This window comes from Kitasatospora sp. NPDC056800 (genome assembly GCF_042789775.1).
Lineage (GTDB): Bacteria > Actinomycetota > Actinomycetes > Streptomycetales > Streptomycetaceae > Kitasatospora.
The window spans coordinates 1-23147 of sequence record NZ_JBHUAL010000071.1 but is presented as its reverse complement, the minus strand read 5'-3'; the positions used below and the strand labels follow the sequence as shown (position 1 = coordinate 23147).

Genomic DNA, 23147 nt, shown 5'->3' with positions numbered 1-23147 from the left:
CGCGGGAATCGGGCCGCGAATATCGCGGGTGTGCGCCCGGCACGGAAATGCGCGACTTTCCGATGACTGGGCGTCATATTCGCCCCGGCTGTTCCGGCCGGCGGCGGAGCGCCGGAATACCGTGGTCGAACCGCCGGAGCGCCGGTGTTTCGGCGGCGCCGCGGACCGCGCAACTCCCGGTGATCCCGACGGTTCTGATGCCCTGCTATGGTCCGGAGCCGTGACGGACGGGGTGCGGAACCAGTACGAGGCGATGCGCGGGCACTTCCACCGGGCCGCGGGGCAGCACGGATTCACGCTCGACCCCGCCCAGGAGCTCCCGGTCGAACGACTCAGTCGGCTGGCCGGCGAGCTGGCCCACCCGGCCTGGCGGCTGCGCCGCAGTCCGCGGCACCTCTACCTCTGGGGCCCGGTCGGCCGCGGCAAGAGCTGGCTGGTGAACACCTTCCTCGAAGGGCTGCCGACCCCGCGCAAGCGGAGGCTGCACTTCCACGACTTCTTCCGCCGACTGCACGAGGGTGTCGCCCACCACTCCGAGAGCCGGAGCGCGGACGGCGCGGCGGTGGACCGGGCCGTGGACGAGCTGCTCGGCAACTGCCGGATCCTCGTCTTCGACGAGTTCCACGCCCACGACGCGGGTGACGCGATGCTGGTCGCCCGCCTCCTCCGCACCCTGCTGGACCGGCGGATCACCCTTGTCACCACGTCCAACTACCCGCCCGCCGGGCTGATGCCCGACCCGCTGTACCACCACCTCTTCGAGCCGACGATCAGGCTGATCGAGGAGCGGATGGACGTGCTCGACGTCTCCGGGCCGGTCGACTTCCGGCGGCAGCCCCGGTCGGAGCGCGCTCACGGGTTCGACCTCGGCGCCCGTCTCCGCCCCGGCGACGAGCCCTCGGCCGGTCTCACCCCGCCCCGGCCCGAGGAAGCGGGTCCGGTGGCCGCCCACCGCCGTGAGCTGTCGGCCCGGGCGGTCCGCGAGGATCACGTGTGGTTCGGCTTCCAGGAGCTGTGCGAGGGCCTCACCTCCGTCGCGGACTACCTCGCACTCGTCGACCGCTTCCCCACCGTCGTCCTCGACGGCGTCCCACCGCTCGCCGAGGCGTCCCCCGACGGCCGTCGGCGCTTCGCCAACCTGGTCGACGTCTGCTGTGACCGCGACGTCCGCCTGGTCCTGATCGGCGCCGATCCGCTCGCCGGCCTCGCCACCGGCTCCACCCTCATGCGCGACCTCGACCGCACCGCCAGTCGCCTCGCCCTCCTCCGCCCGCCGGTTCGGGAGGCCGCCGGCTGAGCGCCCGCCGGGCGACCAGCGGGAACGGAGAAGTCCTGCCGGAGTGCCAGGACTTGCCCGGTCGATCACGCCGGCCCTGGAGGGGGGTGCTCGCCCGGCGCCTTGGCGAACCGGCGTGCCAGGCCGGGTCGGAGTCCGGTAGCGTGCGCGAAGGAGTGCCGGGAAGCCTGGTCGGCGATCGAGGGACAGCTGTGTCCGCGAGCCGGTCCGGGGGTGGTGTGCGTGGCGCTCGACGCGAGGTCCGCCGGCGCGCCGCCGGCCCGGCCGCGGCTGGGTACCCGCCGCTCCTCGCGCGGACCCGCTCAGGCCGTACGCACCGCTCACGGGGCTTCGGCGAGCTCCGGACAGACTCCGAGAACCGCGACACCGTCCGGCGTTCCGGCCGCCCGGTACCGTCCGACCCCGGAAGGGGCGGGGCGGCACGCCCCGGCGACGGCGACCCGGGGGTTCCGGCCGCGCACCGGACCGGGGGGAGAACCGTCATGACCCACCGTCCCTCACCATGGACCCGCACCGGCGGCGCGCTGCTCGCCGTCGCGGCGCTGGCCCCGGCGGCGGCCGCCTGGTACGTCTTCACCGTCGTGCTGCCGGACGACGCCGAGCGGTACCGCTCGTACACGGCCGCCGTGACCTGCCCGGCCGGGAGCCCGGGCGCGGCGGTCGAGGAGTGCGTGCGCACCGTGCCGTTCACCGTCAGCGGCACGGTCGTCCGCAACGCGGGCAAGAGCTCCGAGTTCCGGGCGACGCTGGACGGCGCGCCGTTCTGGAGCGGCGAGGTGGGGTTCGCCGACGGCGGGCCGTTGCTGGACGGACTGAAGCCCGGAGACCGGGTGGACGGCACGGTGTGGCGCGGCCGGGTGATGCGCCTGGAACGGGCCGGTGTCGCGCAGGCCTCGTACGACGAGCCCCGCGACGAGGGGCAGTTCACCGCCGGGGTGGGCACGTTCGCCGCGCTGCTGGCGGTGCTCGCCGCCGTCCTGGGCGCGCTGCGGTTCACCGGCCGCCCCGGCGACGTCACCCTCGACCTCGCCCGGTCGCTCGTCCTGTGGACGCTGCTCGCCTGCGGAGTGCCCGCGGTGCTCGCGTCCGTGACCGGCCTGCCGTGGTGGACGGTGCCGGCCGCGGCCGTCCCGGCGGCGCTGCTCGCGGCGGAGGCGGTGCGGCGCCGGAACCGGGGGAGGACCCCGGGGGGACCCCGCCGGCTGCCCGCTTGATCGACGACCGTCCCCGCTTGCGCCCGCCCGTCCCCGCGTGCGCCCGCCCGTCCCTGCTCGCACCGGCCCGTACCCGATCCCGGCCGTCGGACAATGTTTCGGCCGGATGAGGAACGGTGTCGCTACCGTCTACCGAGCCCGTGGCCTGGGCAGGCTCGGGCTGACAGTGCTAGCGAAAGGGGCCGACGATGGCCGCAGTTCACGAATCCGTCCTCGACGCGATCGGCGGGACGCCGCTGATCCGCCTGGCCCGGCTCGGCGCCGGGATCGCCGCGCCGATCTACGCCAAGGCCGAGTTCCTCAACATCGGTGGCAGCGTCAAGGACCGCGCCGCGCTCTCGATGGTGCTGGCCGCCGAGCGGGACGGCCTGCTGAAGCCGGGCGGGACGATCATCGAGGCGACCTCCGGGAACACCGGCATCGGCCTGGCGATCGTCGGGCGGCAGCGCGGGTACCGGGTGATCGCCGGGGTGGCCGACAAGTCGTCGGCCGAGAAGTCGGACATCCTGCGGGCGTACGGGGCGGAGGTCGTCCTCGCGCCGACCGCCGTGCCGGCCGAGGACCCGAGGCACCTGTTCAACGTCGTGCAGCGGCTGGCCGAGGAGATCCCCGGCGCCTGGCTCGCCAACCAGTACGACAACCTGGCCAATCCGGACGCCCACATCCGGACCACCGGCCCCGAGATCTGGGAGCAGACCGGCGGCCGGGTGACCCACTTCGTCGCCGGCGTCGGTACCGGCGGCACCATCACCGGCACCGGCGGCTTCCTCAAGGAGACCTCCGGCGGCGCCGTGACCGTGGTCGGCGCGGACCCGGAGTCCTCCACGTACGGGGGCGGCGACGGCAGCCCGTGGTACGTCGAGAGTATCGGGCACTACCTTCACCCCGACACCGTCGAGGACCGCATGCCGCAGGCCCTGCGTACGGAGCTGATCGACTCCTACGAGCGGATCCCGGACCGCGAGGCGCTGCTGGCCGCCCGTCGCCTCTCCCGCGAGGAGGGCCTGCTGGCCGGCCCGTCCTCCGGCGCGGCGGTGGCGGCGGCGCTGCGGGTGGCGCGCCGGCTCGGGCCGGACGACCTGGTCGTGGTGGTGCTGCCGGACTCGGGGCGCTCCTACCTGTCCAAGGTGCACAGCGACGCGTGGATGCGGGAGTGGGGCTTCCTGGAGGAGGCGGCGGACGGCCTGCGGCCGCTGCTCGACGCCGCCGCGCCGCTGGTGACGGTGGCCGCCGGCGCGACCGTGGGCGAGGCGCTGGAGGCGCTGGGCGATGCGCCGGGCGGCGTGGCCCCCGCGGTGCTGGCACGGGCGGCGCGCCCGTACGGGGTGGCCGCGACGGAGGTGGTCGGCTCGGTGTCCCGGGCCGCGCTGGCGGCGGCGCTCGCGGACGGCGCCGCCAAGCCGGGCGACCCGCTGGGCGGGCTGATCGGGCCGGCGCTGCCGACGGTCGGCGTCGGGCAGTCGGCGGCCGATGCGCGGACGGTGCTCGGGAGGACGCACCGGGCGGTCATGGTCCTGGTGGACGGTCGGGTGGCCGGGGTGCTGCCGAGGGAGGCGGTGGCCTAACCCCCTTCGACTGTCTCCTGGGCGCCCCCTTCGGTGGGTGCCAGGATCGCCGAGATCACCCGGTCCAGGGTGCGGTCGAAGGCCCGGTCCGGGTCGGCGGGCGGACCGGTTGTGGCGAACGCCTGGGCCAGGTGCGGGAATTCGCCGCTCGCCGCCGCCTGGCCGAGGTAACCGACCAGCTCCGCCTGCCACTTGGCGCCCGCCGCGGCCGTCTGCTCGTACTGGGCGAACTGGCCGACGAAGCCGTTGAACAGCGCCATCGCCTCCATCCGGGCGCCCCCGCCGAGGCCGGTGGGGGCGGTGACGGCGAGGAAGTGGTCGGTGTAGCGCAGGGCGTTGGGGCCGATGCTGGGGCGGACCAGCACCAGTGCGGGCAGCCAGGGGTGGCGGCGGGAGAGGCCGAGCTGCTGGTGGGCCAGGTCGGCGAGGTCGGCCCGGACGTCACCGCTCGGCGCGGGCGGGAAGCGGTACTCGCCGGCGACCGCGTCGAGCATCAGGTCGAGCAGGTGCTCCTTCTTCGGCACGTAGTTGTAGAGCGACATGGTGCCCGCGCCGAGCGCCGCCGCGACCCGGCGCATGGAGACCGCGTCCAGGCCCTCGGCGTCGGCGATCGCGATGGCCGCGGCGGCGATCGAGTCCCGGCTGTGGGCCGGGCGCGGGCCGCGGCCGGTGCGCTCGGGGCGCAGCCAGATCACTTCGGGCGCCTCGGGGGGCGTGGGCCTGTCGGGCTGTTCCGACTGTTCCGGCTGGTCGGGGCCGGTGGGGGACTTGCTGGACGGCACTGGAAGATCACCTCGCCCTCCCATCTTAGATACGTACGGCGTACGTAGTACGATGGCGCCCAAGCGCGCTTCTACGTACGCTGTACCTAGAGAAGGGCAGAGCCATGTCCGACACCGCCCGACCCGCCGCCGGCGCGGCGCCCGCCATCGAGATGACGGGCGTGCGGAAACGCTTCGGCGCCACCGAGGCCCTGCGCGGCCTCGACCTCACCGTCCCGGCCGGCACCGTCTGCGGCCTGCTCGGCCCCAACGGCGCCGGCAAGACCACCGCCGTCCGCGTCCTCGCCACCCTGGTCGCCCCCGACCGCGGCACCGCCCGGGTCGCCGGACACGACGTCGTCCGCGCCGCCGAGGACGTCCGGCGCGCCATCGGCCTCGCCGGGCAGCACGCCGCCGTCGACGAGGGCGTCACCGGCCGCGACAACCTCCGGCTGTTCGGCCGGCTGCACCACCTCGGCGCCCGCCGGGCCCGGGAGCGCGCCGACGAACTGCTCACCCGCTTCGGCCTCACCGAGGCCGCCGACCGGCTCGTGCGCACCTACTCCGGCGGCATGCGCCGGCGCCTCGACCTCATCGCCAGCCTGGTCACCAGCCCGCCGGTGCTCTTCCTGGACGAGCCCACCACCGGGCTCGACCCGCGCAGCCGGCAGGCGATCTGGGACACCGTCAAGGAGCTGGCGGACGCCGGCACCACCGTGCTGCTCACCACCCAGTACCTGGAGGAGGCCGACCGGCTCGCCGACGACATCGTGGTGATCGACCACGGCGCCGCCATCGCCACCGGCCCGCCGGACCGGCTCAAGGCCGCGATCGGCAGCCAGGTCTCCGTCACCCTGGCCGACCCCGGGCAGCTCGCCGCCACCGCCGTGGTGCTGTCCTCGATGACCGGCGGCGACGCGCGGGTGGACGTCGCCGAGCGGACCGTCACGGTGCTGACGACGCCCGGCGTGTCCGTCCTGCTGCCCTCACTGGTACGGGAGTTGGACGGCGCGGGGGTCGTCGCCGAGGATGTCGCGGTGCGGGCGCCCTCGCTGGACGACGTGTTCCTCGCGCTCACCCAGGAGTCCGCGGACGCCGGGAGGGCCGCCTGATGACCGCCGCCGCACTCGCGCCCCCGCGCCCGTCCGCCGTCCCGCGCCCGTCCACCGCCCGGCGGCTCGCCTCCGGCACCTGGACCTCGATGCTCCGCGTCCTGCTCAACTACCGCCACTCGCCGGGCCTGTTGGCCGCCTCGCTGGGCGTGCCGGTGGTGATGGTGGTGGTCTTCGGGTACGTCTTCGGCAGCGCCATGCAGGTCCCCGGGGGCGGCGGCTACCGGGAGTTCCTGATGCCCGGCCTGTTCGCCATGGTGGCCACCAACGGCGTCATGCCCACCATGGTCGGCGCCGCCCGCGACGTCGGGCGCGGGGTCACCGACCGGCTGCGCTCCATGCCCGTCTCCCGCACCGGACTGCTGCTCGGACAGGCCCTCGCCGACCTGCTGGTCAGCGTCGTCGTCCTGGCGCTGCTGGCGCTGGTCGGGCTCGCCACGGGCTGGCGCGTCCGGCACGGACTCGCCGACGCGGCAGGGGCGTTCGCACTGCTGCTGCTCTTCCGCTTCGTGATGACCTGGGTCGGCACCGTGCTCGGCCTGACCATCGGCAAGGAGGAGGCGGCCGGCCAACTGTCCGCCGCGGTGATCCCGTTGGCGATGGTCACCAACGCCTACGTGCCGACCGGCGGCATGCCCGGCTGGCTGCGGTTCCTCGCCGACTGGAACCCGGTCAGCTCCGTCGTCCAGGCCTGCCGGGAGCTGTTCGGCAACCCCTCGGCGGCCGGGTCCGCCTGGCCGACGCAGCACGCCGTGCTCGCCGCGCTGCTCTGGAGCGCCGTGCTGCTCGCGGCCTGCATGCCGCTCGCCGTACGGAAGTTCGCCACCCACGGGCGGTGATCCGCCAGCTTGCGGCACGCCCCCCTAATGTGCTGGACAGCGGGGCCGGTGTGGTCTTGGGTGGGGCGCCATGGAGTACACCCACCTCGGCCGCACCGGCCTGACCGTCTCCCGCCTCTGCCTCGGCACCATGAACTTCGGCCCCCACACCGAGGAGGCCGAGGCCCACCGCCTCATGGACGCCGCCCACGAGCACGGCATCAACTTCTTCGACACCGCCAACACGTACGGCCGCGACCGCGAGGGCCGGCTGCGCGGGCGTACCGAGGAGATCATCGGCCGCTGGTTCGCCAAGGGCGGCGGCCGCCGCGAGCGCACCGTCCTCGCCACCAAGGTCTACGGCGACATGGGGGACTGGCCCAACGAGAGCAGGCTCTCCGCGGTCGCCGTCCGCAAGGCCGTCGAGGCCAGCCTGCGCCGCCTCCAGACCGACCACATCGACCTCTACCAGATGCACCACATCGACCGGGCCACGCCCTGGGAGGAGATCTGGCAGGCGATGGAGGTCCTGGTCGCCCAGGGCAAGATCGTCTACGTGGGCTCCAGCAACTTCGCCGGCTGGCACATCGCCCAGGCCCAGGAGACCGCCCGCGCCCGCCACTTCCTCGGCCTGGTCAGCGAGCAGTCCCTCTACAACCTGCTCGACCGGGCGGTCGAACTCGAGGTCGTCCCCGCCCTCCAGCACTACGGCCTCGGGCTGATCCCGTGGTCCCCGCTGCGCAGCGGCCTGCTCGGCGGCGTCCTGCGTAAGGAGCGCGAGGGCACCCGGGACCGCAGCGGCATGGCCCTCGCGAGCGAACTCCTCGCCAAGCACCGCGACCGCATCCAGGCCTACGAGGACCTCGCCGCCGAACTCGGCGCCGACCCCGCCGACCTCGCCCTCGCCTGGCTCCTCTCCCGCCCCGTCGTCACCGCCCCCATCATCGGCCCCCGCACCCGGGCCCACCTCGACGCCGCCGTCGGCGCGCTCGACCTCAAGCTCGACCAGAAGACCCTCGACCACCTCGACGAGCTCTTCCCGGGCCACCGCCCCGCCCCGGAGGACTACGCCTGGTAGTCCTCCCGCGCCCCGGCTTCGGCCGGTGCCTCCGTCGCGCCCCCGGCGGCCGTGGGAGACGGCCTGGCCGGGGGCGCGGCTGTGGTAGCAAGGCAGGCATGAGGGAGCGGGAGCAGGAACGGGAGCGGGCGCGGAAGCGGGGCGGGGGCCGGGGAGCGTACCACCACGGGGCGTTGCCGGAGGCGTTGGTGGCGGCGGCGTTCGAGGTGCTGGACGAGCAGGGGCAGGAGAAGGTCAGCGTGCGGGAGGTGGCGCGCCGGGCCGGGGTGTCGGCGGGGGCGCCGTTCCGTCACTTCGCCGACCGGCAGGCGCTGTTGACCGCGCTGGCGGACCGGGTGCTGGCGGACTTCGTGCGCTGGCAGGAGGCCCAGGTGGCGGCCGCCGGGCCGGACGGCAGGTCGGTGATGCGGGCGATCGGGCTGGGGGTCGTCCGGTACGTGCTGCGCCATCCGCGGCGGTTCGAGCTGGTGCGCTCGCGGGTGTTCGCCGCCGCGCGGGACCCGGAGCTGAGCGAGCGGCTGGACGGCATCGACCGGGTGTTCACGGACCTGATCGTCGCGGACCAGGAGGCGGGCCTGCTGCGCCCCGGGGATCCGGCGCTGGTCGGGCTGGCCGGGCAGGCACTGGTGTACGGGCTGGCGCAGATGATCCTGGACGGCTACCTGCCGGCCGCGGCGGCGGAGGAGCTGGCCTGCCAGGTGATGGACACCTTCGGCCAGGGGATCGCCAACCAGCCTTCGCGGTAACCGAATTGTGCGCTGGACGAGCCTTGACCGGGCCATTCCGCGCTGATGTAATCACCGATTACATCGGCACGGGCACGGGAGGCAGAGATGTCCTTGTTCGCCAAGCCGCAGCCGGGCTACACCACGGCCGCCGCCACCGGCGACACCGTGGTGCTGCTGATCGGCATGCGGATCAACCGCTTCTGGGCCGTGCACCACTGGGGCCCGGTGATGTTCTCGATGCTCCGGATGCTGTACGAGCTGCGCCGCGCCCCCGAGCGCGGCCTGCGCGGCCGCGTCCTGCTCACAGCCTCGCCGCGCACCTACTACGTCGTCCAGTACTGGGAGTCGAAGGAGAAGCTGTACGGCTACGCGAGCGCGTCGGACGGCTTCCACCACACCGTGTGGGGCATCGTCAACCGCAAGCTGCGGCAGGGGAAGGCGCGCGGCCACGTCGGGCTCTGGCACGAGACGTACATCGTGCCGCAGGGCGGGTACGAGGCGATCTACTTCGACATGCCGCCGTTCGGCCTGGCCGGTGCCACCGGCTCGCTGCCGCTGGAGGCGCGCGGCCGGCGGGCGTCGCAGCGGCTGGCCTACCGGGAGCCGGAGTCCGGTGGGGTGGAGCCGGCCGAGCCGGGGACCGGCGCCTGAGTACGGCCGCGCAGGGAGTGTCGTGAGCCGCCCGGCCGCCGCGCCGTGAGAGCGTCGGGGGATGGTGGATCGGGGCGACGCGCGGCCGGAGGCGCCGGCGCGGCCGGTACGGGTGGTGCACGAGGTGCCGTACCGCGCGCAGTGGGAGTCGGCGGAGCTGGTGCGGGAGATCGTCGACGGGCGGCTGGACGCGTCCGCCGACCCGCGCTGGGGGCAGTCCGGAGCGGCCAGCGCGGAGGAGTACGCGTGGTGGTCCTGGCGGCTGTGCGGGGTGGCCTGCCTGCGGATGGCACTGGCGCACTGGTGGGGCGTGAACCCGGCGGCGATGGCGCTCGCGGAGGAGTGCCTGGCGGCCGGCGCGTACCTGCGGGACGGCGACGGCCTGCGCGGACTGATCCACGCGCCGTTCGCCGGGTACGTCGAGCGGCGCTGGGGACTGGCCGCGCGGGCCCGGGAGTTGACGCCCGAGGAGGTGTCGGCCGAGGTGGTCGGCGGCCGGCTGGTGATGGTCTCGGTGCACCCGTCGATCCGGGAGCCGTACGGGCCGGAGCCGGTGCGGCGCGGCGGGCACCTGGTGCTGGCGGTGGGCGCCACGGACACGGCGCTGCTGGTCCACAACCCCTCCGGGTTCCCGGGGGAGTCGCAGGCCTTCGCGCGCGTGCCGTGGCGGTCGTTCGGGCGGTTCTACGCCGGGCGGGCGATCGTGCTCGGCCCGCCCGGGGCGCTCTCGTCCTGAGGCCGCGGACGGGCCCTGGCGGGGCCCTCGTCCCGACGGCGCGGGCCGGCCGTCACTGGTTGTCCGGCAGCCCCATCGGGTTGATCGGCAGCTCGCTGCGACAGAGCGCCGAGATCGGCTTCAACGCCGCCGCCAGCCGGTCGAGTTCGGCGCGCGGGTAGTCGTCCCAGACCCGGGCGGCGGCCAGGTCGGTGGCGGCCTCCAGGGTCTGGTGGCGGATCCGGCCGAGCTCGGTGACCGTCCCCTCGGCGGTCAGCCAGCCGCGCTCGACCAGGCGCTCGGCGGCCGCCTCCCACTCGGCGTCCGTCCACCCGCGCAGCGGCTGGATCATCTCGCGCCGCATGTCCATCGCGCAGCGGACCACCAGCGCCTCGCAGCCGTCCAGCCCGGCCGCCACCAGGGCGGCCACGTGGCCGTCGCCGCGGTGCTCGCGCATCACGGTGGCGGCCTGCCAGAGCCGCTCGTACAGGCCGCTCGGGCGGGGCAGCGCGGCGTTGGCGGCGGCCAGCACCCGGCCGGCGCAGTCCAGCCGGGTGGCGGCCTGCTCCAGGGTCTCGGCGACCAGCTCCACCTGGTTCTTGTCCACGTGCTCCAGCAGCCGGCCCAGGATCGTCGCCGAGGCCTTCAGTCGAACGGCCAGCGCCTCCTCCGGGCTCGCGTGGTTCCACACCTCCGGCAGGGCCCGCTCGACCATCGCCGGAGCGAAGTTGAAGAACGCGGCGGTGACCGGCGGGGCGTCCACCGCGCCGAGCGGGGCCGCGCGGGTGGCGAAGTAGCCGTGCAGGCGGCCGTGCAGACCGGCCTCCTCGAAGGCGGATCGGCCCTCGGGCAGGAAGTAGGTGACGGCGTGCACCGGCTCGAAGAGCCACCACAACGCGCGGGCGGGGTGGACGAGATCGGTCATCGAGGGACCTTCCTCGGACGGAGCCCCGGGCGGGCCGGGGCGCTCGGCTGGTCGGGACGACGGCCCGGCGGGAGCCGCGGCGGATGCGTGGACCGGTCACGCGGCAGGAGCGTGGACCGTTCACCTGGCAGGTGCGTGGACCGTACAAGGGCTGATGACCACGGGGAAGGCCCCGGTAACCCCCGAGGGGGTGTGATGACGGTCACGCGGGGGCGGCGCCGTGCGGTCGGCGGCGGCACGTCACGGGATGATGGGATGAGGTGCCCGCTCCGGGGGCGCCGAGCCCTCGCAAGCCCTCGTACGAAGGTAGTCGGTCATGGCCCAGATCAACCCCAGCATCCTGTCCGCGGACTTCGCCCGGCTCGCCGACGAGGCCGAGGCCGTCCGGGGTTCCGACTGGCTGCACGTGGACGTCATGGACAACCACTTCGTGCCCAACCTCACCCTCGGTGTCCCGGTGGTCGAGTCGCTCGCCCGCGCCACCGACATCCCGCTCGACCTCCACCTGATGATCGAGGACCCGGACCGCTGGGCCCCGCAGTACGTCGAGGCCGGCGCCGGCTCGGTCACCTTCCACGTCGAGGCCGCCGCCGCGCCCGTCCGCCTCGCCCGCGAGATCCGCGCCAAGGGCGCCCGCGCCTCGATGGCGCTCAAGCCCGGCACCCCGATCGAGCCGTACGAGGACCTGCTGCCCGAGCTCGACATGGTGCTGATCATGACCGTCGAGCCCGGCTTCGGCGGCCAGGCCTTCCTGGACATCATGCTGCCGAAGATCCGCCGCACCCGGGAGCTGATCGCCAAGCACGACCTGGAGCTGTGGCTCCAGGTGGACGGCGGCGTCGCGGCCAGCACGATCGAACGCTGCTCGGAGGCGGGCGCGGACGTGTTCGTGGCCGGCTCGGCGGTCTACGGGGCCGAGGACCCGGCCGAGGCGGTCCGCAACCTGCGGGGGCTCGCCGAGAAGGCGGCGGCCGACGCCTGGTGGGCCTGCGGGCACTGAGCGCCCCGGGGTCCGGCGGCCCGTCGCCGGTGACGGCGCCGCCGGATGGCCGGGCACAGGTGGAGGAACCCCGCACCGTGGCGGATGATCGGTGACGGTGTCCTCCGTGATCGGTGACGGTGTCCTCCGAGGAGCCGAGGACCCCGCCCGGCCCCTCTCCGTACGGTGGTGGAACCGCGATGAGCAACCTCGACCTCAAGCCGGCCCCGACCAGCTGCGGCCGCGAGGCCGGCGCCGGCCCGGCGAAGGACCTGCTGACGGCCCGTCAGTTCACGCTCGGCACAGGCACGGTGGTCCGCCGCCTGCTGCCCAACCTCGGCCGCCGGATGGTCGGAGCCTGGTGCTTCGTGGACCACTACGGTCCCGACGACATCGCCGACGAGCCCGGCATGCAGGTCCCGCCGCACCCGCACATGGGCCTCCAGACGGTCAGCTGGCTCCACCAGGGCGAGGTGCTGCACCGCGACAGCCTGGGCAGCCTCCAGACCGTCCGGCCGTACGAGCTGGGCCTGATGACCTCCGGCCGGGCGATCTCCCACTCCGAGGAGTCCCCCCGCCCGCACGCCCGCCACCTGCACGGCGCCCAGCTCTGGGTCGCCCTCCCGGAGGCCGGCCTCCACCTCGCCCCCACCTTCGAGCACCACCCCGACCTGCCCGTGGTCACCGCCCCGGGCCTGCGCGCCACCGTCATCCTCGGCACCCTCGACACCGCCACCTCTCCCGGCACCACCCACACCCCGCTGGTCGGCGCCGACCTCGCCCTCACCGGCGGCGCGGACCTCCGCCTCCCGCTCGTCCCCGACTTCGAGTACGCCGTCCTCGCCATGTCCGGCCGCGTAGACGTCGACGGCGTCCCGGTCGAGCCCGGCTCCATGCTCTACCTCGGCTGCGGCCGCCCCGACCTCCCCCTCCGCGCCGACGGCGACGCCGCCGTCCTCCTCCTCGGCGGCGAGCCCTTCGACGAGAAGATCGTCATGTGGTGGAACTTCATCGGCCGCACCACCGACGACATCGCCCAGGCCCGCACCGACTGGATGGCCGGCACCCGCTTCGGCGAGGTCCACGGCTACGCCGGCGCCCGCCTCCCCGCCCCGGAACTCCCCACCGTCCCCCTCAAGGCCCGGGGGCGCGAGCGCTGACCCGGCGGTTCACGCGGTCGGCGAGGGCGCCGTTCGCGGCCGGAACCGACGGGGACGGCGTCGGCTGGGGGGTGCGGGCAGCCTGATTTCCGTCGGCCGACTACTACAATGCGGAATCCAAGAACGCGGATATCAGGATCAGGGTGGGGGACGAATGGCGGCAACGGAAGACTCGGTCATGGTCGATCGCGACGCCTACCTCGATGTCCGCTCCCGCAGCGCGTCCGTCTTCGACCTCGACGCCAGACTGCCCGGCCAGGTTTTCCGGAAGAACGCGGGGGATTCGCTGTTCTGCGAGTTCGACGCGGTCCTCACCCGGGAGTTCTGGCCGGCGCTCTGCGCGATGGCCCGGTGGCACGGCGACGACCGCATCGACCTGCTGGTTCTCAAGCCCGGTGCCGACGAGTTCTACCTTCCGGAGTGCGGGACGTACCCGGCGGTGTCGCTGTCCGTCGACGCGGGCATGGACGACTACTGGGAGAGGATCGGCTTCACGTCGGACGATGATTTCGCGGAGTCGATCGCGGTTTCCGCCAATGTCATCGCGGTGACCGGCCCTTCCGGACGGTGGGGGTGCTGGGGCGAGAGGGATCCCGAGGTCGCGGTTTTCCGGGGATTTCCGGATGCGGCCACGCGGAACGAATGGCGCGAGCGGTTCGGACCCTTCCTCGAGGTGTCGGGCGCACTGGAGTCGTATGTCTCGATGGCCTTTTGGCTCCATGGCATCCCGGACGCCTTCGCGGCGGCCCTGACCGCCAACTACGGAGGTCTGAACGGCGGAATGCCGTAATACAAGGGGGATTCACCGGCGTCGTTGACGCTTTCGTGGCGTTCCGGGTCAAGGCTCATGCCGACCCGCGGGGCGTGCCCGGCCTTTGTCTTCTGTCGGCCGGGGATGTCGGACAGGGGATCAGTTCTTGGGGAGGGTGTTCACGAAGGTGGTGTTGGCGGCGTAGAAGCCGCCGACGGCCTTCTCGACCTCGGCGAGGGGGACCTTCTTGTCGGCCTGATAGTAGAGCCAGTTGACGTTCATGTCCCAGGTCCGGGTGCCGGACGGCGTCGTGGGGAGGTCGATCAACCAGGAGCTGAACCGGATGCTCAGGGGCTCGCGCGGGTAGGACTTGCTGCCGCTGCTGTAGAGGGTCTTGCCGTCGACGGAGTAGGTGACCTTCCCGGCGTCGGCGGTGAGCATCAGGGTGTGCCAGCCGGCGACGCTCTTGTTCGTGGCGAGGGTGTCCCGGTCGTTCTGGGCGGCGCTGCGCCAGCTCGTGGTGTCGAGCCGGGGGCCGGGGGCGCCCCAGCCGCCGTTGGGCATGTACTCGAAGTCCAACTCGCTGTACTTCTTCGAGTTGTGGTCGGGCGAGATCGCGTAGACGGTCTGGATGATGTGGTCGCCGTCGCGGCCGTCGGTGGGCTTGTCGCTGAAGAAGACCCGGGCGGCGATGGTGCCGTTGAGGGACTCGCCCGCGGTGCGTCCGACCTCGACCTGCTTGGTGCCCTTGGGGGTGCCGTCGGTGGTGACGCGCAGCCGCATGGCCTGGCCGCTCTGGGCGTCGGCCACGGTGGGGAAGGAGAGGCCTTCCTTGGACCAGGTGTCGCGGACGCCGGGGCCGCCGCCGTCGGTGCGGACGGTCCAGCCGTGTGAGGCCAGGGCCGGGTCCTCGGCACCGGTGTAGTGGAAGGCGTCGAACAGGACGCCGGGCGGGCCGGGCGGGGCGGTGGGCGTGGGGACGGGAGTCGCGGCAGGGGCCTGCTGCTTCTCCGCTCCGTGGGCGGCCGCCGGTCCGGACGGCTTGCCGTCGGACGCGCAGGCGCCCGCGCCGACGGCGAGCATGACCAGAGGGAGGGCGGTCCCGAGTGCGGCCCGCGTGCGGGTGTGCGGGGTGGGACGGGTCACGACTGCTCCTCCGAGGGGGATGCACAGGGGGATGCGGAAGGCGTCAGTACGTACACGCTTCGCATCGGATCGATCAATTCGGGCTCATCTTATCCATGCCTTTGACTCCTCTTTTAAGGTGCTTGAACGAGGTTGGATCGGCATTAACGCCTCCCAGAGGCAGGTGGGGGAAGGAATGGATATGTGGTGTCGGCCACGTTCGCGGACGTTAACGCCGGGGGTGATCTGTCCGATTTGGCGTCCTTTGGCTGAGCGTCTGAGCAGCCGGTATCACGGTGGGGGAGCGTGTGGTCGCGCTGCGTTTCCCCCACTGGAGTGTGTCGCGCCGGGCCGTTGAACCATCTACATTTTGGGGCGATATCCTCTCCCGGACCATCACAGGATGCACACAGAGTGAACGGCGTTGACTACCGCGCCGTCAAAACGGGGGAGTTCGTACCGTGTCAGGTACCGCCGCGCCCAGCGCGCCCATCGAGGAGGCTCGGTCCTCGCGCAGCCGGCACCGTCGGGGTCGGGTCGCCCCCGCGGCCGGCACCGCCCTCTACGACACGGTGATCCTCGTTCCCGCCCGGAACGAGGAGGTCGGCGTCCTGACGTCGCTGGACTCCCTGGCCAAGCAGAGCCGGCGCCCCGACCTCATCATCGTGGTCGTCAACAACTCCACCGACCGCACACGGGAGTTCGCCCAGCGGTTCGCGGACGACGAGCGCACCCCGCCGACGGTCGTGCTCAATCTGGACAACAACCCGCACAAGAAGGCGGGCGCCCTCAACCATGGACTGGAGTGGCTGCGGGAGGCGGTCGGCGGGCGCCTGACCGGCGCGGTGCGCCACGTCCTGGTGATGGACGCCGACACCGAACTGCACCACCGGTTCATCGAGCGGGCCCGCAACGTCATCTCCTCCGACCCCGAGCTCGGCGGCGTCAGCGCCTCCTGCCTCGGCCGCACCGGCCTGTGGCGCAACCCCTGGCAGCGCTACCTGCTCGGCATGCAGATCATCGAGTACGGCCGGGCGGCCAGTGCCCGCTACCGCGCCGACGTGCACACCATGTCCGGGGCCGGCAGCTTCTACCGGGCCGAGGCGTTGCAGACCCTCATCGACTGGCGCGGCGAGGTCTTCTGGGAGGACCACCGCAACCTCGTCGAGGACTACGAGACCACGCTGGCGCTCAAGGAGTCCGGCTGGAAGGTCACCGCCAACGAGCTGTGCATCGCCTACACCGACCTGATGCCCACCCTGCGCGAGCTCATCCAGCAGCGCGAACGCTGGTCCCGGGGCACGGTCGACACCCTGCGCGCCCGCGGCTGGACGAAGTTCACCTGGCACTCGATCAGCACCCTGATCATGGGGCTCATCGCCTCCGCCTACATCCTCGGCTGGGGCACCAAGCAGGTGTCCGCGATGGCGCGGTTCGGCGTCAGCCACGCGCCGCTGTTCTGGGCGATGATCGGCTTCTGGGTCCTCTACCCGGCGCTCCGGGTTCGCAAGCTCGGCCCCAAGGCCATGATCGTCGAGGCCCTGCTGATCCCGGAACTCGTCTTCACGGTGGTCCGCACCTACTGGCTCGTCTCCTCCGTCATCAAGTCGTACATGACACGCGTCTCCGCGTGGAAGTAGCCCGAAAGAACACCATGAACGTCTTCAAAGGCCTGGGCGTCTGCATCCTCCTGGCGGCCGTCACCGTCGCCATGACCCAGGTGCCCAACGCCGACCTCGTCCTGTTGGTCGTCAGCGTCACCATCATCAGCATCTCCATCGTCACCTTCGGGGCGTCCGTCCGCCGCAGCCGCCGGGACCGCCGCCTCGCCGGCGGCGGCCGCCGCCGGGCCTGAGGGGACCTGACCGGTCGGACAGCCCCGCCGAGCGCGTTCGACGCCGAGCGGCCACGGACCCGCGCTGCGGGGCCGTGGCCGTGGCCGGAGGGGGCTATCGGGCGGTCGTGGCGGACGGGGTCTTCTTCCGGGCGCGGTAGGCGGCGGCCTTGATCTTGTTGCCGCAGGAGTCCATGCCGCACCACTGGCGGCGCATGCCCCGGGAGCGGTCGATGTAGACCCGGGTGCACTCCGGGTTGCCGCACTCCTTCAGCAGGGGGACGTCCGGGCCGCTGAGGAGTTCGACCGCCTGGCGCGCGACGGTTGCCAGCGCCTGCTCGGGGGTCGCCTCGTTGTGCCGTCCGGTCAGGGTGAGCTGCGGTGTCACGGGCGGTTTGCGCGCGGCGCCGTTGAGTACGGCGAGTGCCTCGCGGTCGAAGGGCTCGCCGAGCCGGCGGTTGGTGATCAGCCGGTAGACGGCCTCGCGGACGGTGGTCGCCTCGCGGACGTCCTGCTCGTCACCGGGAGTGATCGTGTCCACCAGGCCGCAGTCCAGGTACCAGGCGTTCAGGCGCTCCGGCGTCACGAACATCTCGAACCGGACCGTGCGCCGTGCACGGAGCGTAGCGGCGAAGTCCAGGGCGGGGTGCCCGCAGACGAAGACATGGTCAAGGTTCACATCACCATGCTGGCAGGTGACTGTGCCGGGGGGCAATGACGGGTGGCGCCCGCCGGGTCGAGCCGCAGCTCGCGGCCCTGCCAGCGTCGGCGCAGCCAGCGGTCGTGGCTCGCGAGGACGATCGCGCCGGGACCGGTGCCGAAGGCCTCCTCCAGTTCGTCGCAGAGGCGCGGGGAGAGGTGGTTGGTGGGTTCGTCGAGCAGCAGCAGCGGGGGCGGTTCGGCCACCAGGAGCGCCAGTGCGAGCCGGCGGCGCTGCCCGACGGACAGCCGGCCGACGGGTTTGTCCAGGTCCGCCGCGTGCAGCAGGCCGAGCGATCCCAGCGGCACCCGCTCGGCGCGCGCCGCGCCCAGCGCCTGCTCGTAGGTGTCGCGGACGGTGCGGTCGGGCCGGTCGAACTCGGTGTCCTGGGTGAGCAGTCCGACCGTCAGTCCGGGGTGCCGGTGCACCGTGCCCTCGGCCGCGAGGTGGCCGGCGAGTACGGCGAGCAGCGTCGACTTGCCCGTCCCGTTGTCGCCCGTGACCAGCAGACGGTCGTCCGGGGCGACGTCCAGGCTTTCGAGCGCGAGTCGGCCGGGCACCCGGAGGTCCCGGAGCGACACCAGGGGCCGGAGGCCCTCGCCGGTGTCGGACGGCGTGTGGGCGTCCGCCGCCAGGGATTCGACGGCGAACCGCAGCGGGCGCGGCGGTTCGGGGACCTGCGCGCGCTCCAGCTCCTCCAGTCGGCGGGCGGCGTTGCGCACCCGTCGGGAGACCTGGTTCTGCACCCGGCCCGCCCGGTGGCCGTAGCCCATCTTCTCGTTGTCGCGCGGCCCCCGGTCCGGTGCGACCAGGTGCGCGGTCACGCCGGCCGCGTGGCGCAGCTGCGCCAACTCCTGCTGCTCCTCGGCGAATCGCCGCTCCCAGCGGTCCCGCTCGGCGCGCCGCTCGCCCAGGTAGGCGCTGTAGTTGCCGCCGTAGCGGACCGGTCCGTCCACCGCCGGGTCGAGGTCGACCAGGTGGGTGCAGACGGCGTCGAGGAACGCCCGGTCGTGGGCGGCGACGACCACGGTGCCGGGCAGTGCGCGGACCTGCTCCTCCAGGAAGGCGGCGGCGCCGTCGTCGAGGTGGTTGGTCGGCTCGTCCAGCAGCAGCGCGGACGGCCGTCGGACCAGCAGCGCCGCGAGGGCCAGCCGGCCGCGCTGCCCGCCGGACAGCGAGCCGAGCGTGCGGTCGTGCCCGAGCGGGCCGAGGGCCGGTGCGCCGAGGCCCAGCCCGTCGAGGACCAGGGCGGCACGGCGGTCGGCGTCCCAGGACTCCCGGTGCCGGGCCTGTTCCAGCCGCCTGCCGTAGGCGTCCAGGAGTTCCGGGTGGCCGGGGTCGGACTCCGGGAGCCGGGCGATCTCCGCGCCGAGCCGGTCCAGTTCCACCAGGTCCTCGCGGGCCTCGCGCAGCGCGTCGTCCAGGACGGCGGCGACGGTCGCGGCGGGGTCGAAGGGCATCTCCTGGTGCAGGAAGCCGAGGTCATCGGGGCGGGAGACGCTTCCCGCGTCGGGTTCGTCCACGCCGGCGAGCACCCGCAGCAGGGTGGACTTGCCGGCGCCGTTCTCCCCGATCAGGCCGATCCGGTGGCCGGGGGCGGCGGTCAGGCCGACGCCGTCGAGGACGCGACGACCGCCGAGGACGCGGACGAGGTCATGGGCGAGCAGGGCGTTCTGGGACAGGGGGAACACGGGAAACCTTCCGACGTGAGGGGGTGGGCCCGCCCGGGCACCGAGCCTCGGGCGGGCCGCGTCACACGGCGGCGGTTCACACCGCGGGCGCCCCCGTCTCCCGCAGCGTGCCGTCGGCCAGCCGGAGCCAGCGGTTCACCCCGATCTCGGCGAGGAAGCGCTCGTCGTGACTGACCACCAGGAAGGCGCCCTGGTACGAGTTCAGCGCGCTCTCCAACTGCCCGGCGCTGACCAGGTCGAGGTTGTTGGTCGGCTCGTCGAGCAGCAGCAGCTGCGGGGCCGGCTCCGCGCACAGCACGCAGGCCAGGGTGGCGCGCAGCCGCTCGCCGCCGGAGAGCACCCCGACCGGCAGATGGGCGCGGGCGCCGCGGAACAGGAAGCGGGCGAGCAGGTTCATCCGCTCCGTCTCGGGCCGCTCCGGGGCGAACGCGGCGAAGTTCTCCGCCACGGTGCGGTCGAGGTCCAGCAGGTCCAGGCGCTGCGAGAGGTAGGCGATCCGCCCGTCGTTGCGCTTGATCTCCCCGCTGTCCGGGGTGAGTTCGCCGGTGACCAGGCGCAGCAGGGTGCTCTTGCCCGCGCCGTTGGGCCCGGTCAGCGCGATGCGCTCGGGGCCGCGGACGCTCAGGTCGACGCCGCCGTCGGCGAACACCGGGCGGCCGGCGTGGTGGACCTGCAGGCCCTCGCCGAGGAAGAGGTTGCGCCCGGCGGGCACCTGGGTGTCGGGCAGCTCCAGGGAGAGCCGCTGCTCCTCGCGCAGGGCGCGCCCGGCCTCGTCCAGCCGGGCCTTGGCCTCGCCGACCCGGGCGGCGTGCATCTGGCCGGCCCGGCCCGCGGACTCCTGGGCGCCGCGCTTCATGTTCCCGGCGAAGATGCGGGGCAGGCCGGCGCTCTTGAGGTTGCGGGCGGCGTTGCTCTGACGGCGCTCGGCGCGTTCGCGGGCCTGCTGCATCTCCCGCTTCTCCCGCTTCAGCTCCTGCTCGGCGTTGCGGACGTTCTTCTCGGCGACCTCCTGCTCGGCCCGGACGGCCTCCTCGTACGCGGTGAAGTCGCCCCCGTAGAAGCGCAGTTCGCCGTTGCCGAGCTCGGCGATGTGCTGCATCCGGTCGAGCAGAGCGCGGTCGTGGCTGACCAGCAGCAGGCAGCCGTTGAATTCCCCCAGCACGTCGTAGAGCTTGTGCCGGGCCTCCGCGTCGAGGTTGTTGGTCGGCTCGTCGAGCAGCAGCACGTCGGGGCGCTTGAGCAGCTGGGCGGCGAGGCCGAGGGAGACGATCTGGCCGCCGCTGAGCGTGCTCAGGCCGCGGTCCAGGGTGAGGTCGGTCAGGCCGAGGCGGTCGAGCTGGGCGCGGGTGCGCTCCTCGATGTCCCAGTCGTCGCCGATGGTGGTGAAGTGCCGCTCGTCGACGTCCCCGGACTCCACGGCGTCGATGGCCCGGATGACCGCGGCGACGTCGAGCACCTCGGCGACGGTGAGGTCGGAGGTCAGGGGCAGGCTCTGGCGGAGGTAGCCGAGCCGCCCGGTGACCGACACCGAGCCGGTGGCGGGCTTGAGATCGCCGGCGATCAGCTTGAGCAGGGTGCTCTTGCCGGCGCCGTTGGGGGCGACCAGGCCCGTCCGGCCCGCGGGCACGGTGAAGGACAGGTCCTGGAAGACCGGGGTGTCGTCGGGCCAGGCGAAGGAGAGGTTCGAGCAGACGACGGCGGCGTTGGACACGTTGGACACGGGGATGACCTCGAAGGGATGAGGGCAGGAAGGTAGACCTCTGCCCTGGGCAGACGTGCGGAGAAGGGGTACGACGAAACGGACCACCTCGGCGGCGCTCCTGAAGCACCGGCCGGTGGCCGTCAGATCCGGATCTCACCCGGAGATGTCGTCGTCACCCGCCACGTCTGCCACTCCTCGATCACACGACTACAGGTCGCTGCGACTGTAGCAGGCACCGCCGATAGCCGGCAGCGGATATGTGCGCGCCCGGCGGGCGGCGGCCGGCAACTGCCCTCTGCCACGGCTCCTTTCGCTCCGGCTCCCGCGTCGGCCGGTGCCGCCGGGGCCCCTTCGCCGTCTCGTTGACAGGCCGGGCGCGACCGTGCCAGCATCGTCACCTGCTGAACCGGTGACGGACATGAGAACAGCCCGACCCGGCGTACCTGCGAGAGCCACCCGTACGCACCGGCTGCTTGAGCTGAACCTGGGCTGAGAAGCGCCACTTGCGGCGACTGCCCGAGGAGCGTCGGCCCGCAGCCGTCACCGGTCGGATCGTCACCGCCTCGACCGGAAACACCTTGTCCTTCGACCAGCCCTGCCCGTACGCCCCGCACGCGCTCCTTGGCGGCCGGGCGCATGCCCACCTTTTTCCTGGACGGATACCCATGAAGAGATTCCTGATCGTGCTCGCGACCGGCGCGGCGCTGGCCGCGGTGCACCTGCCGGCGGCAGTGGCGGAGACCCCGTACGGCTCCCTGCCCGCGCCGGTCGACTGTTCGGCGCCGGCCGTGCGGGCCCCCGCCGGTACGGCGGTGGAGTCCGTGACGGCGGCCCGCCGGGACGGCGGGACCATCGACGGAACCGGGGTGGTGGGCGGCACGGTCACCGGTGTCCCCGCCTTCTGTGAGGTGACCGTCACCCTGACCCACCCGGGCGACAACGACCATGCGAGGGTGCGGATCTGGCTGCCCGTCAGCGGCTGGAACGGTCGCTTTCAGGCGCTCGGCGGAAGCGCCTTCGCCGCCGGGGACAACGGCGTCGGGATGGGCACCGCGGTCAAGAACGGCTACGCCGCGACCACCACCGATGGCGGGCTCGCCGATGCCGTGGACGCCGGCTGGGCGCTGAACGCGAAGGGCGAGGTCGACACCGCGCTGCTGAACAACCTCGCGTCCCGCTCCCAGCACGAGGCGGCGATCGTCGGCAAGCGGGTGGTCGCCGCGCACTTCGGCAGTCCGGCCTCCTACTCCTACTTCAACGGGTGCTCCACCGGCGGGCGCCAGGGTTACCTGGAGGCCCAGCGCTACCCCGACGACTTCGACGGCATCCTCGCCAACGCGCCCGCCGTCAGCTGGGACGAGTTCGAAGTCGCCACCCTGTGGCCGCAGGTGGTCATGAACAACGAGAAGACCTACCCGTCCGCCTGCGCGTTCAAGGCCTTCACGGACGCCGCCGTCGCGGCCTGCGACCCGCTCGACGGAGCCGAGGACAAGCTGGTCAACGACGCGTCGCGGTGCGACTTCGACCCGCGCCGGCTGATCGGCACCACGGTGGTCTGCGACGGGAAGGAGCTGACCATCACGGCCGCCGACGCCGCCGTCGTCCGCAAGATCTGGGACGGTCCGCGCACCGCCACGGGCCGCAGGCTCTGGTCCGGCGTCCCGGTCGGTGCCGACCTGGCGGGGCTGGCCGGCACCACCGCGCCCGACGCGGACGGCCAGGTGCGGGGCGCGCCGTTCCCGGTGCCCCGGCTCTGGGTCACGAACTGGCTGAAGAAGCAGCCCTCGTTCGACGTCTCGACGATCACCTACGACCAGTTCACCCGGCTGTTCGAGCAGTCGCGGACCGAGTACGGCCGGATCATCGGCACCGACGACCCCGACCTGTCCGCCTTCCGCGACGCCGGCGGCAAACTCCTGACCTGGCACGGCCAGGCCGACCAGTTCATCCCCGCCCAGGGCACCGTCGACTACCGCCGGCAGGTCGAGCGGACGATGGGCGGCGGCAAGCGGGTCGACGACTTCTACCGCCTCTTCCTCGCCCCGGGCACGGCCCACTGCGGCCTCAACAAGGGCGGCGGCACGACCGACGACCTCGCCGCCCTGACGGCCTGGGTCGAGCAGGGCAAGGCGCCGCAGACGCTGCCCGCCACGCTGCTCGACGCCACCGGGCGGAGCGTCGACCGCGACCTGTGCCGCTACCCCGAGGTGTCCCGCTACCGGGGCCACGGCGACCCGGCCGCCGCCTCCAGCTTCCGCTGCGTCCTCCCCTCCCGGCACTGATCCCTGCCCGGCACTGATCCCCTGCGGTGCCGCCCCGGCCCGGCCCGCGCCCGACGGCG

General features: G+C 73.3%; 21 protein-coding genes. 15 read left to right on the top strand and 6 right to left on the bottom strand.

Annotated features, from left to right (window positions below; translation table 11 throughout):
- Nucleotides 1-220: 220 nt before the first annotated feature.
- The 3 genes from zapE to ACFRQN_RS17895 all read left to right on the top strand — a co-directional run bounded on the left by zapE (nucleotide 221) and on the right by ACFRQN_RS17895 (nucleotide 4076).
- Nucleotides 221-1297 (top strand): cell division protein ZapE, encoded by a 1077-nt coding sequence (gene zapE, locus ACFRQN_RS17905; protein ID WP_380741140.1) that lies wholly within the window; start codon nucleotides 221-223, stop codon nucleotides 1295-1297.
- A 482-nt stretch (nucleotides 1298-1779) separates the two neighbouring features.
- Nucleotides 1780-2511, top strand: a complete 732-nt coding sequence (locus tag ACFRQN_RS17900; protein WP_380741139.1) for a hypothetical protein — start codon at nucleotides 1780-1782, stop codon at nucleotides 2509-2511.
- Nucleotides 2512-2699: 188 nt separating this feature from the next.
- A complete protein-coding gene (locus tag ACFRQN_RS17895) occupies nucleotides 2700-4076 on the top strand; it encodes a pyridoxal-phosphate dependent enzyme (protein WP_380741138.1) in 1377 nt (458 codons plus the stop codon).
- Here ACFRQN_RS17895 and ACFRQN_RS17890 read toward each other — a convergent pair.
- On the bottom strand, nucleotides 4073-4858 hold the full coding sequence (locus ACFRQN_RS17890) for a TetR/AcrR family transcriptional regulator (RefSeq protein ID WP_380741137.1): 786 nt from the start codon (nucleotides 4856-4858) through the stop codon (nucleotides 4073-4075). The genes ACFRQN_RS17895 and ACFRQN_RS17890 overlap by 4 nt on opposite strands.
- A 104-nt stretch (nucleotides 4859-4962) precedes the next feature.
- Here ACFRQN_RS17890 and ACFRQN_RS17885 point away from each other — a divergent pair, with 104 nt between their 5' ends.
- From ACFRQN_RS17885 to ACFRQN_RS17860, 6 genes are all read left to right on the top strand, one after another.
- Nucleotides 4963-5949, top strand: a complete 987-nt coding sequence (locus ACFRQN_RS17885) for an ATP-binding cassette domain-containing protein (protein ID WP_259316506.1) — start codon at nucleotides 4963-4965, stop codon at nucleotides 5947-5949.
- Nucleotides 5949-6788, top strand: coding sequence for an ABC transporter permease (locus tag ACFRQN_RS17880; protein ID WP_380741136.1), 840 nt, complete (start codon nucleotides 5949-5951; stop codon nucleotides 6786-6788). Before ACFRQN_RS17885 ends, ACFRQN_RS17880 begins: the two co-directional genes overlap by 1 nt.
- A gap of 70 nt (nucleotides 6789-6858) precedes the next feature.
- Nucleotides 6859-7845 carry an aldo/keto reductase gene (locus ACFRQN_RS17875; protein WP_049649295.1) on the top strand — a complete coding sequence of 329 codons (987 nt, stop codon included), beginning with the start codon at nucleotides 6859-6861 and terminating at the stop codon, nucleotides 7843-7845.
- Nucleotides 7846-7943: 98 nt separating this feature from the next.
- Nucleotides 7944-8591, top strand: a complete 648-nt coding sequence (locus tag ACFRQN_RS17870; protein ID WP_380741135.1) for a TetR/AcrR family transcriptional regulator — start codon at nucleotides 7944-7946, stop codon at nucleotides 8589-8591.
- Nucleotides 8592-8684: 93 nt separating this feature from the next.
- Nucleotides 8685-9224, top strand: coding sequence for a DUF4188 domain-containing protein (locus ACFRQN_RS17865; RefSeq protein ID WP_380741151.1), 540 nt, complete (start codon nucleotides 8685-8687; stop codon nucleotides 9222-9224).
- A 61-nt stretch (nucleotides 9225-9285) separates the two neighbouring features.
- Nucleotides 9286-9960, top strand: a complete 675-nt coding sequence (locus tag ACFRQN_RS17860; protein ID WP_380741134.1) for a C39 family peptidase — start codon at nucleotides 9286-9288, stop codon at nucleotides 9958-9960.
- 52 nt (nucleotides 9961-10012) lie between these two features.
- Here ACFRQN_RS17860 and ACFRQN_RS17855 read toward each other — a convergent pair whose 3' ends face one another.
- Nucleotides 10013-10864 (bottom strand): hypothetical protein, encoded by an 852-nt coding sequence (locus ACFRQN_RS17855; RefSeq protein WP_049649292.1) that lies wholly within the window; start codon nucleotides 10862-10864, stop codon nucleotides 10013-10015.
- Nucleotides 10865-11180: 316 nt separating this feature from the next.
- Here ACFRQN_RS17855 and rpe point away from each other — a divergent pair, with 316 nt between their 5' ends.
- The 3 genes from rpe (at nucleotide 11181) to ACFRQN_RS17840 (ending at nucleotide 13793) form a co-directional block, all read left to right on the top strand.
- On the top strand, nucleotides 11181-11864 hold the full coding sequence (gene rpe, locus ACFRQN_RS17850) for a ribulose-phosphate 3-epimerase (protein ID WP_049649291.1): 684 nt from the start codon (nucleotides 11181-11183) through the stop codon (nucleotides 11862-11864).
- Nucleotides 11865-12043: 179 nt separating this feature from the next.
- Nucleotides 12044-13003, top strand: a complete 960-nt coding sequence (locus ACFRQN_RS17845; RefSeq protein WP_380741133.1) for a pirin family protein — start codon at nucleotides 12044-12046, stop codon at nucleotides 13001-13003.
- 178 nt (nucleotides 13004-13181) lie between these two features.
- Complete coding sequence (locus tag ACFRQN_RS17840) at nucleotides 13182-13793, top strand: hypothetical protein (protein ID WP_380741132.1); 612 nt, start codon at nucleotides 13182-13184, stop codon at nucleotides 13791-13793.
- A 120-nt stretch (nucleotides 13794-13913) separates the two neighbouring features.
- On the opposite strand, the gene ACFRQN_RS17835 is transcribed toward ACFRQN_RS17840, so the two are convergent.
- Nucleotides 13914-14900: a glycoside hydrolase family 16 protein gene (locus ACFRQN_RS17835; RefSeq protein WP_380741131.1), complete on the bottom strand. Its 987-nt coding sequence runs from the start codon at nucleotides 14898-14900 to the stop codon at nucleotides 13914-13916.
- A 440-nt stretch (nucleotides 14901-15340) separates the two neighbouring features.
- Between ACFRQN_RS17835 and ACFRQN_RS17830 the strand changes: the two genes are divergently transcribed.
- A complete protein-coding gene (locus tag ACFRQN_RS17830; RefSeq protein ID WP_380741130.1) occupies nucleotides 15341-16519 on the top strand; it encodes a glycosyltransferase family 2 protein in 1179 nt (392 codons plus the stop codon).
- A gap of 14 nt (nucleotides 16520-16533) precedes the next feature.
- The gene (locus ACFRQN_RS17825) at nucleotides 16534-16734 is read left to right on the top strand and encodes a hypothetical protein (protein ID WP_074002423.1); all 201 of its coding nucleotides are present in this window, start codon (nucleotides 16534-16536) and stop codon (nucleotides 16732-16734) included.
- A gap of 94 nt (nucleotides 16735-16828) precedes the next feature.
- Here ACFRQN_RS17825 and ACFRQN_RS17820 read toward each other — a convergent pair whose 3' ends face one another.
- The 3 genes from ACFRQN_RS17820 to abc-f form a co-directional block, all read right to left on the bottom strand.
- On the bottom strand, nucleotides 16829-17392 hold the full coding sequence (locus ACFRQN_RS17820) for a CGNR zinc finger domain-containing protein (RefSeq protein WP_380741129.1): 564 nt from the start codon (nucleotides 17390-17392) through the stop codon (nucleotides 16829-16831).
- Entirely contained in the window at nucleotides 17389-19095 is a 1707-nt protein-coding gene (locus ACFRQN_RS17815) for an ABC-F family ATP-binding cassette domain-containing protein (protein WP_380741150.1), read from the bottom strand. The genes ACFRQN_RS17820 and ACFRQN_RS17815 overlap by 4 nt, the downstream gene beginning before the upstream one ends.
- 85 nt (nucleotides 19096-19180) lie before the next feature.
- The gene (gene abc-f / locus ACFRQN_RS17810) at nucleotides 19181-20815 is read right to left on the bottom strand and encodes a ribosomal protection-like ABC-F family protein (protein WP_049649298.1); all 1635 of its coding nucleotides are present in this window, start codon (nucleotides 20813-20815) and stop codon (nucleotides 19181-19183) included.
- A 656-nt stretch (nucleotides 20816-21471) separates the two neighbouring features.
- On the opposite strand from abc-f, the gene ACFRQN_RS17805 reads away from it, so the two are divergent.
- Complete coding sequence (locus tag ACFRQN_RS17805) at nucleotides 21472-23088, top strand: tannase/feruloyl esterase family alpha/beta hydrolase (protein ID WP_380741128.1); 1617 nt, start codon at nucleotides 21472-21474, stop codon at nucleotides 23086-23088.
- Nucleotides 23089-23147 lie beyond the last annotated feature (59 nt).

Coding starts and splice junctions, on each gene's coding strand:
- ACFRQN_RS17895 (WP_380741138.1), top strand. CDS start 2,700: ATGGCCGCAGTTCACGAATCCGTCCTCGACGCGATCGGCGGGACGCCG.
- rpe (WP_049649291.1), top strand. CDS start 11,181: ATGGCCCAGATCAACCCCAGCATCCTGTCCGCGGACTTCGCCCGGCTC.
- ACFRQN_RS17875 (WP_049649295.1), top strand. CDS start 6,859: ATGGAGTACACCCACCTCGGCCGCACCGGCCTGACCGTCTCCCGCCTC.
- ACFRQN_RS17880 (WP_380741136.1), top strand. CDS start 5,949: ATGACCGCCGCCGCACTCGCGCCCCCGCGCCCGTCCGCCGTCCCGCGC.
- ACFRQN_RS17860 (WP_380741134.1), top strand. CDS start 9,286: ATGGTGGATCGGGGCGACGCGCGGCCGGAGGCGCCGGCGCGGCCGGTA.
- ACFRQN_RS17885 (WP_259316506.1), top strand. CDS start 4,963: ATGTCCGACACCGCCCGACCCGCCGCCGGCGCGGCGCCCGCCATCGAG.
- ACFRQN_RS17840 (WP_380741132.1), top strand. CDS start 13,182: ATGGTCGATCGCGACGCCTACCTCGATGTCCGCTCCCGCAGCGCGTCC.
- ACFRQN_RS17855 (WP_049649292.1), bottom strand. CDS start 10,864: ATGACCGATCTCGTCCACCCCGCCCGCGCGTTGTGGTGGCTCTTCGAG.
- ACFRQN_RS17825 (WP_074002423.1), top strand. CDS start 16,534: ATGAACGTCTTCAAAGGCCTGGGCGTCTGCATCCTCCTGGCGGCCGTC.
- ACFRQN_RS17845 (WP_380741133.1), top strand. CDS start 12,044: ATGAGCAACCTCGACCTCAAGCCGGCCCCGACCAGCTGCGGCCGCGAG.
- ACFRQN_RS17870 (WP_380741135.1), top strand. CDS start 7,944: ATGAGGGAGCGGGAGCAGGAACGGGAGCGGGCGCGGAAGCGGGGCGGG.
- ACFRQN_RS17805 (WP_380741128.1), top strand. CDS start 21,472: ATGAAGAGATTCCTGATCGTGCTCGCGACCGGCGCGGCGCTGGCCGCG.
- ACFRQN_RS17900 (WP_380741139.1), top strand. CDS start 1,780: ATGACCCACCGTCCCTCACCATGGACCCGCACCGGCGGCGCGCTGCTC.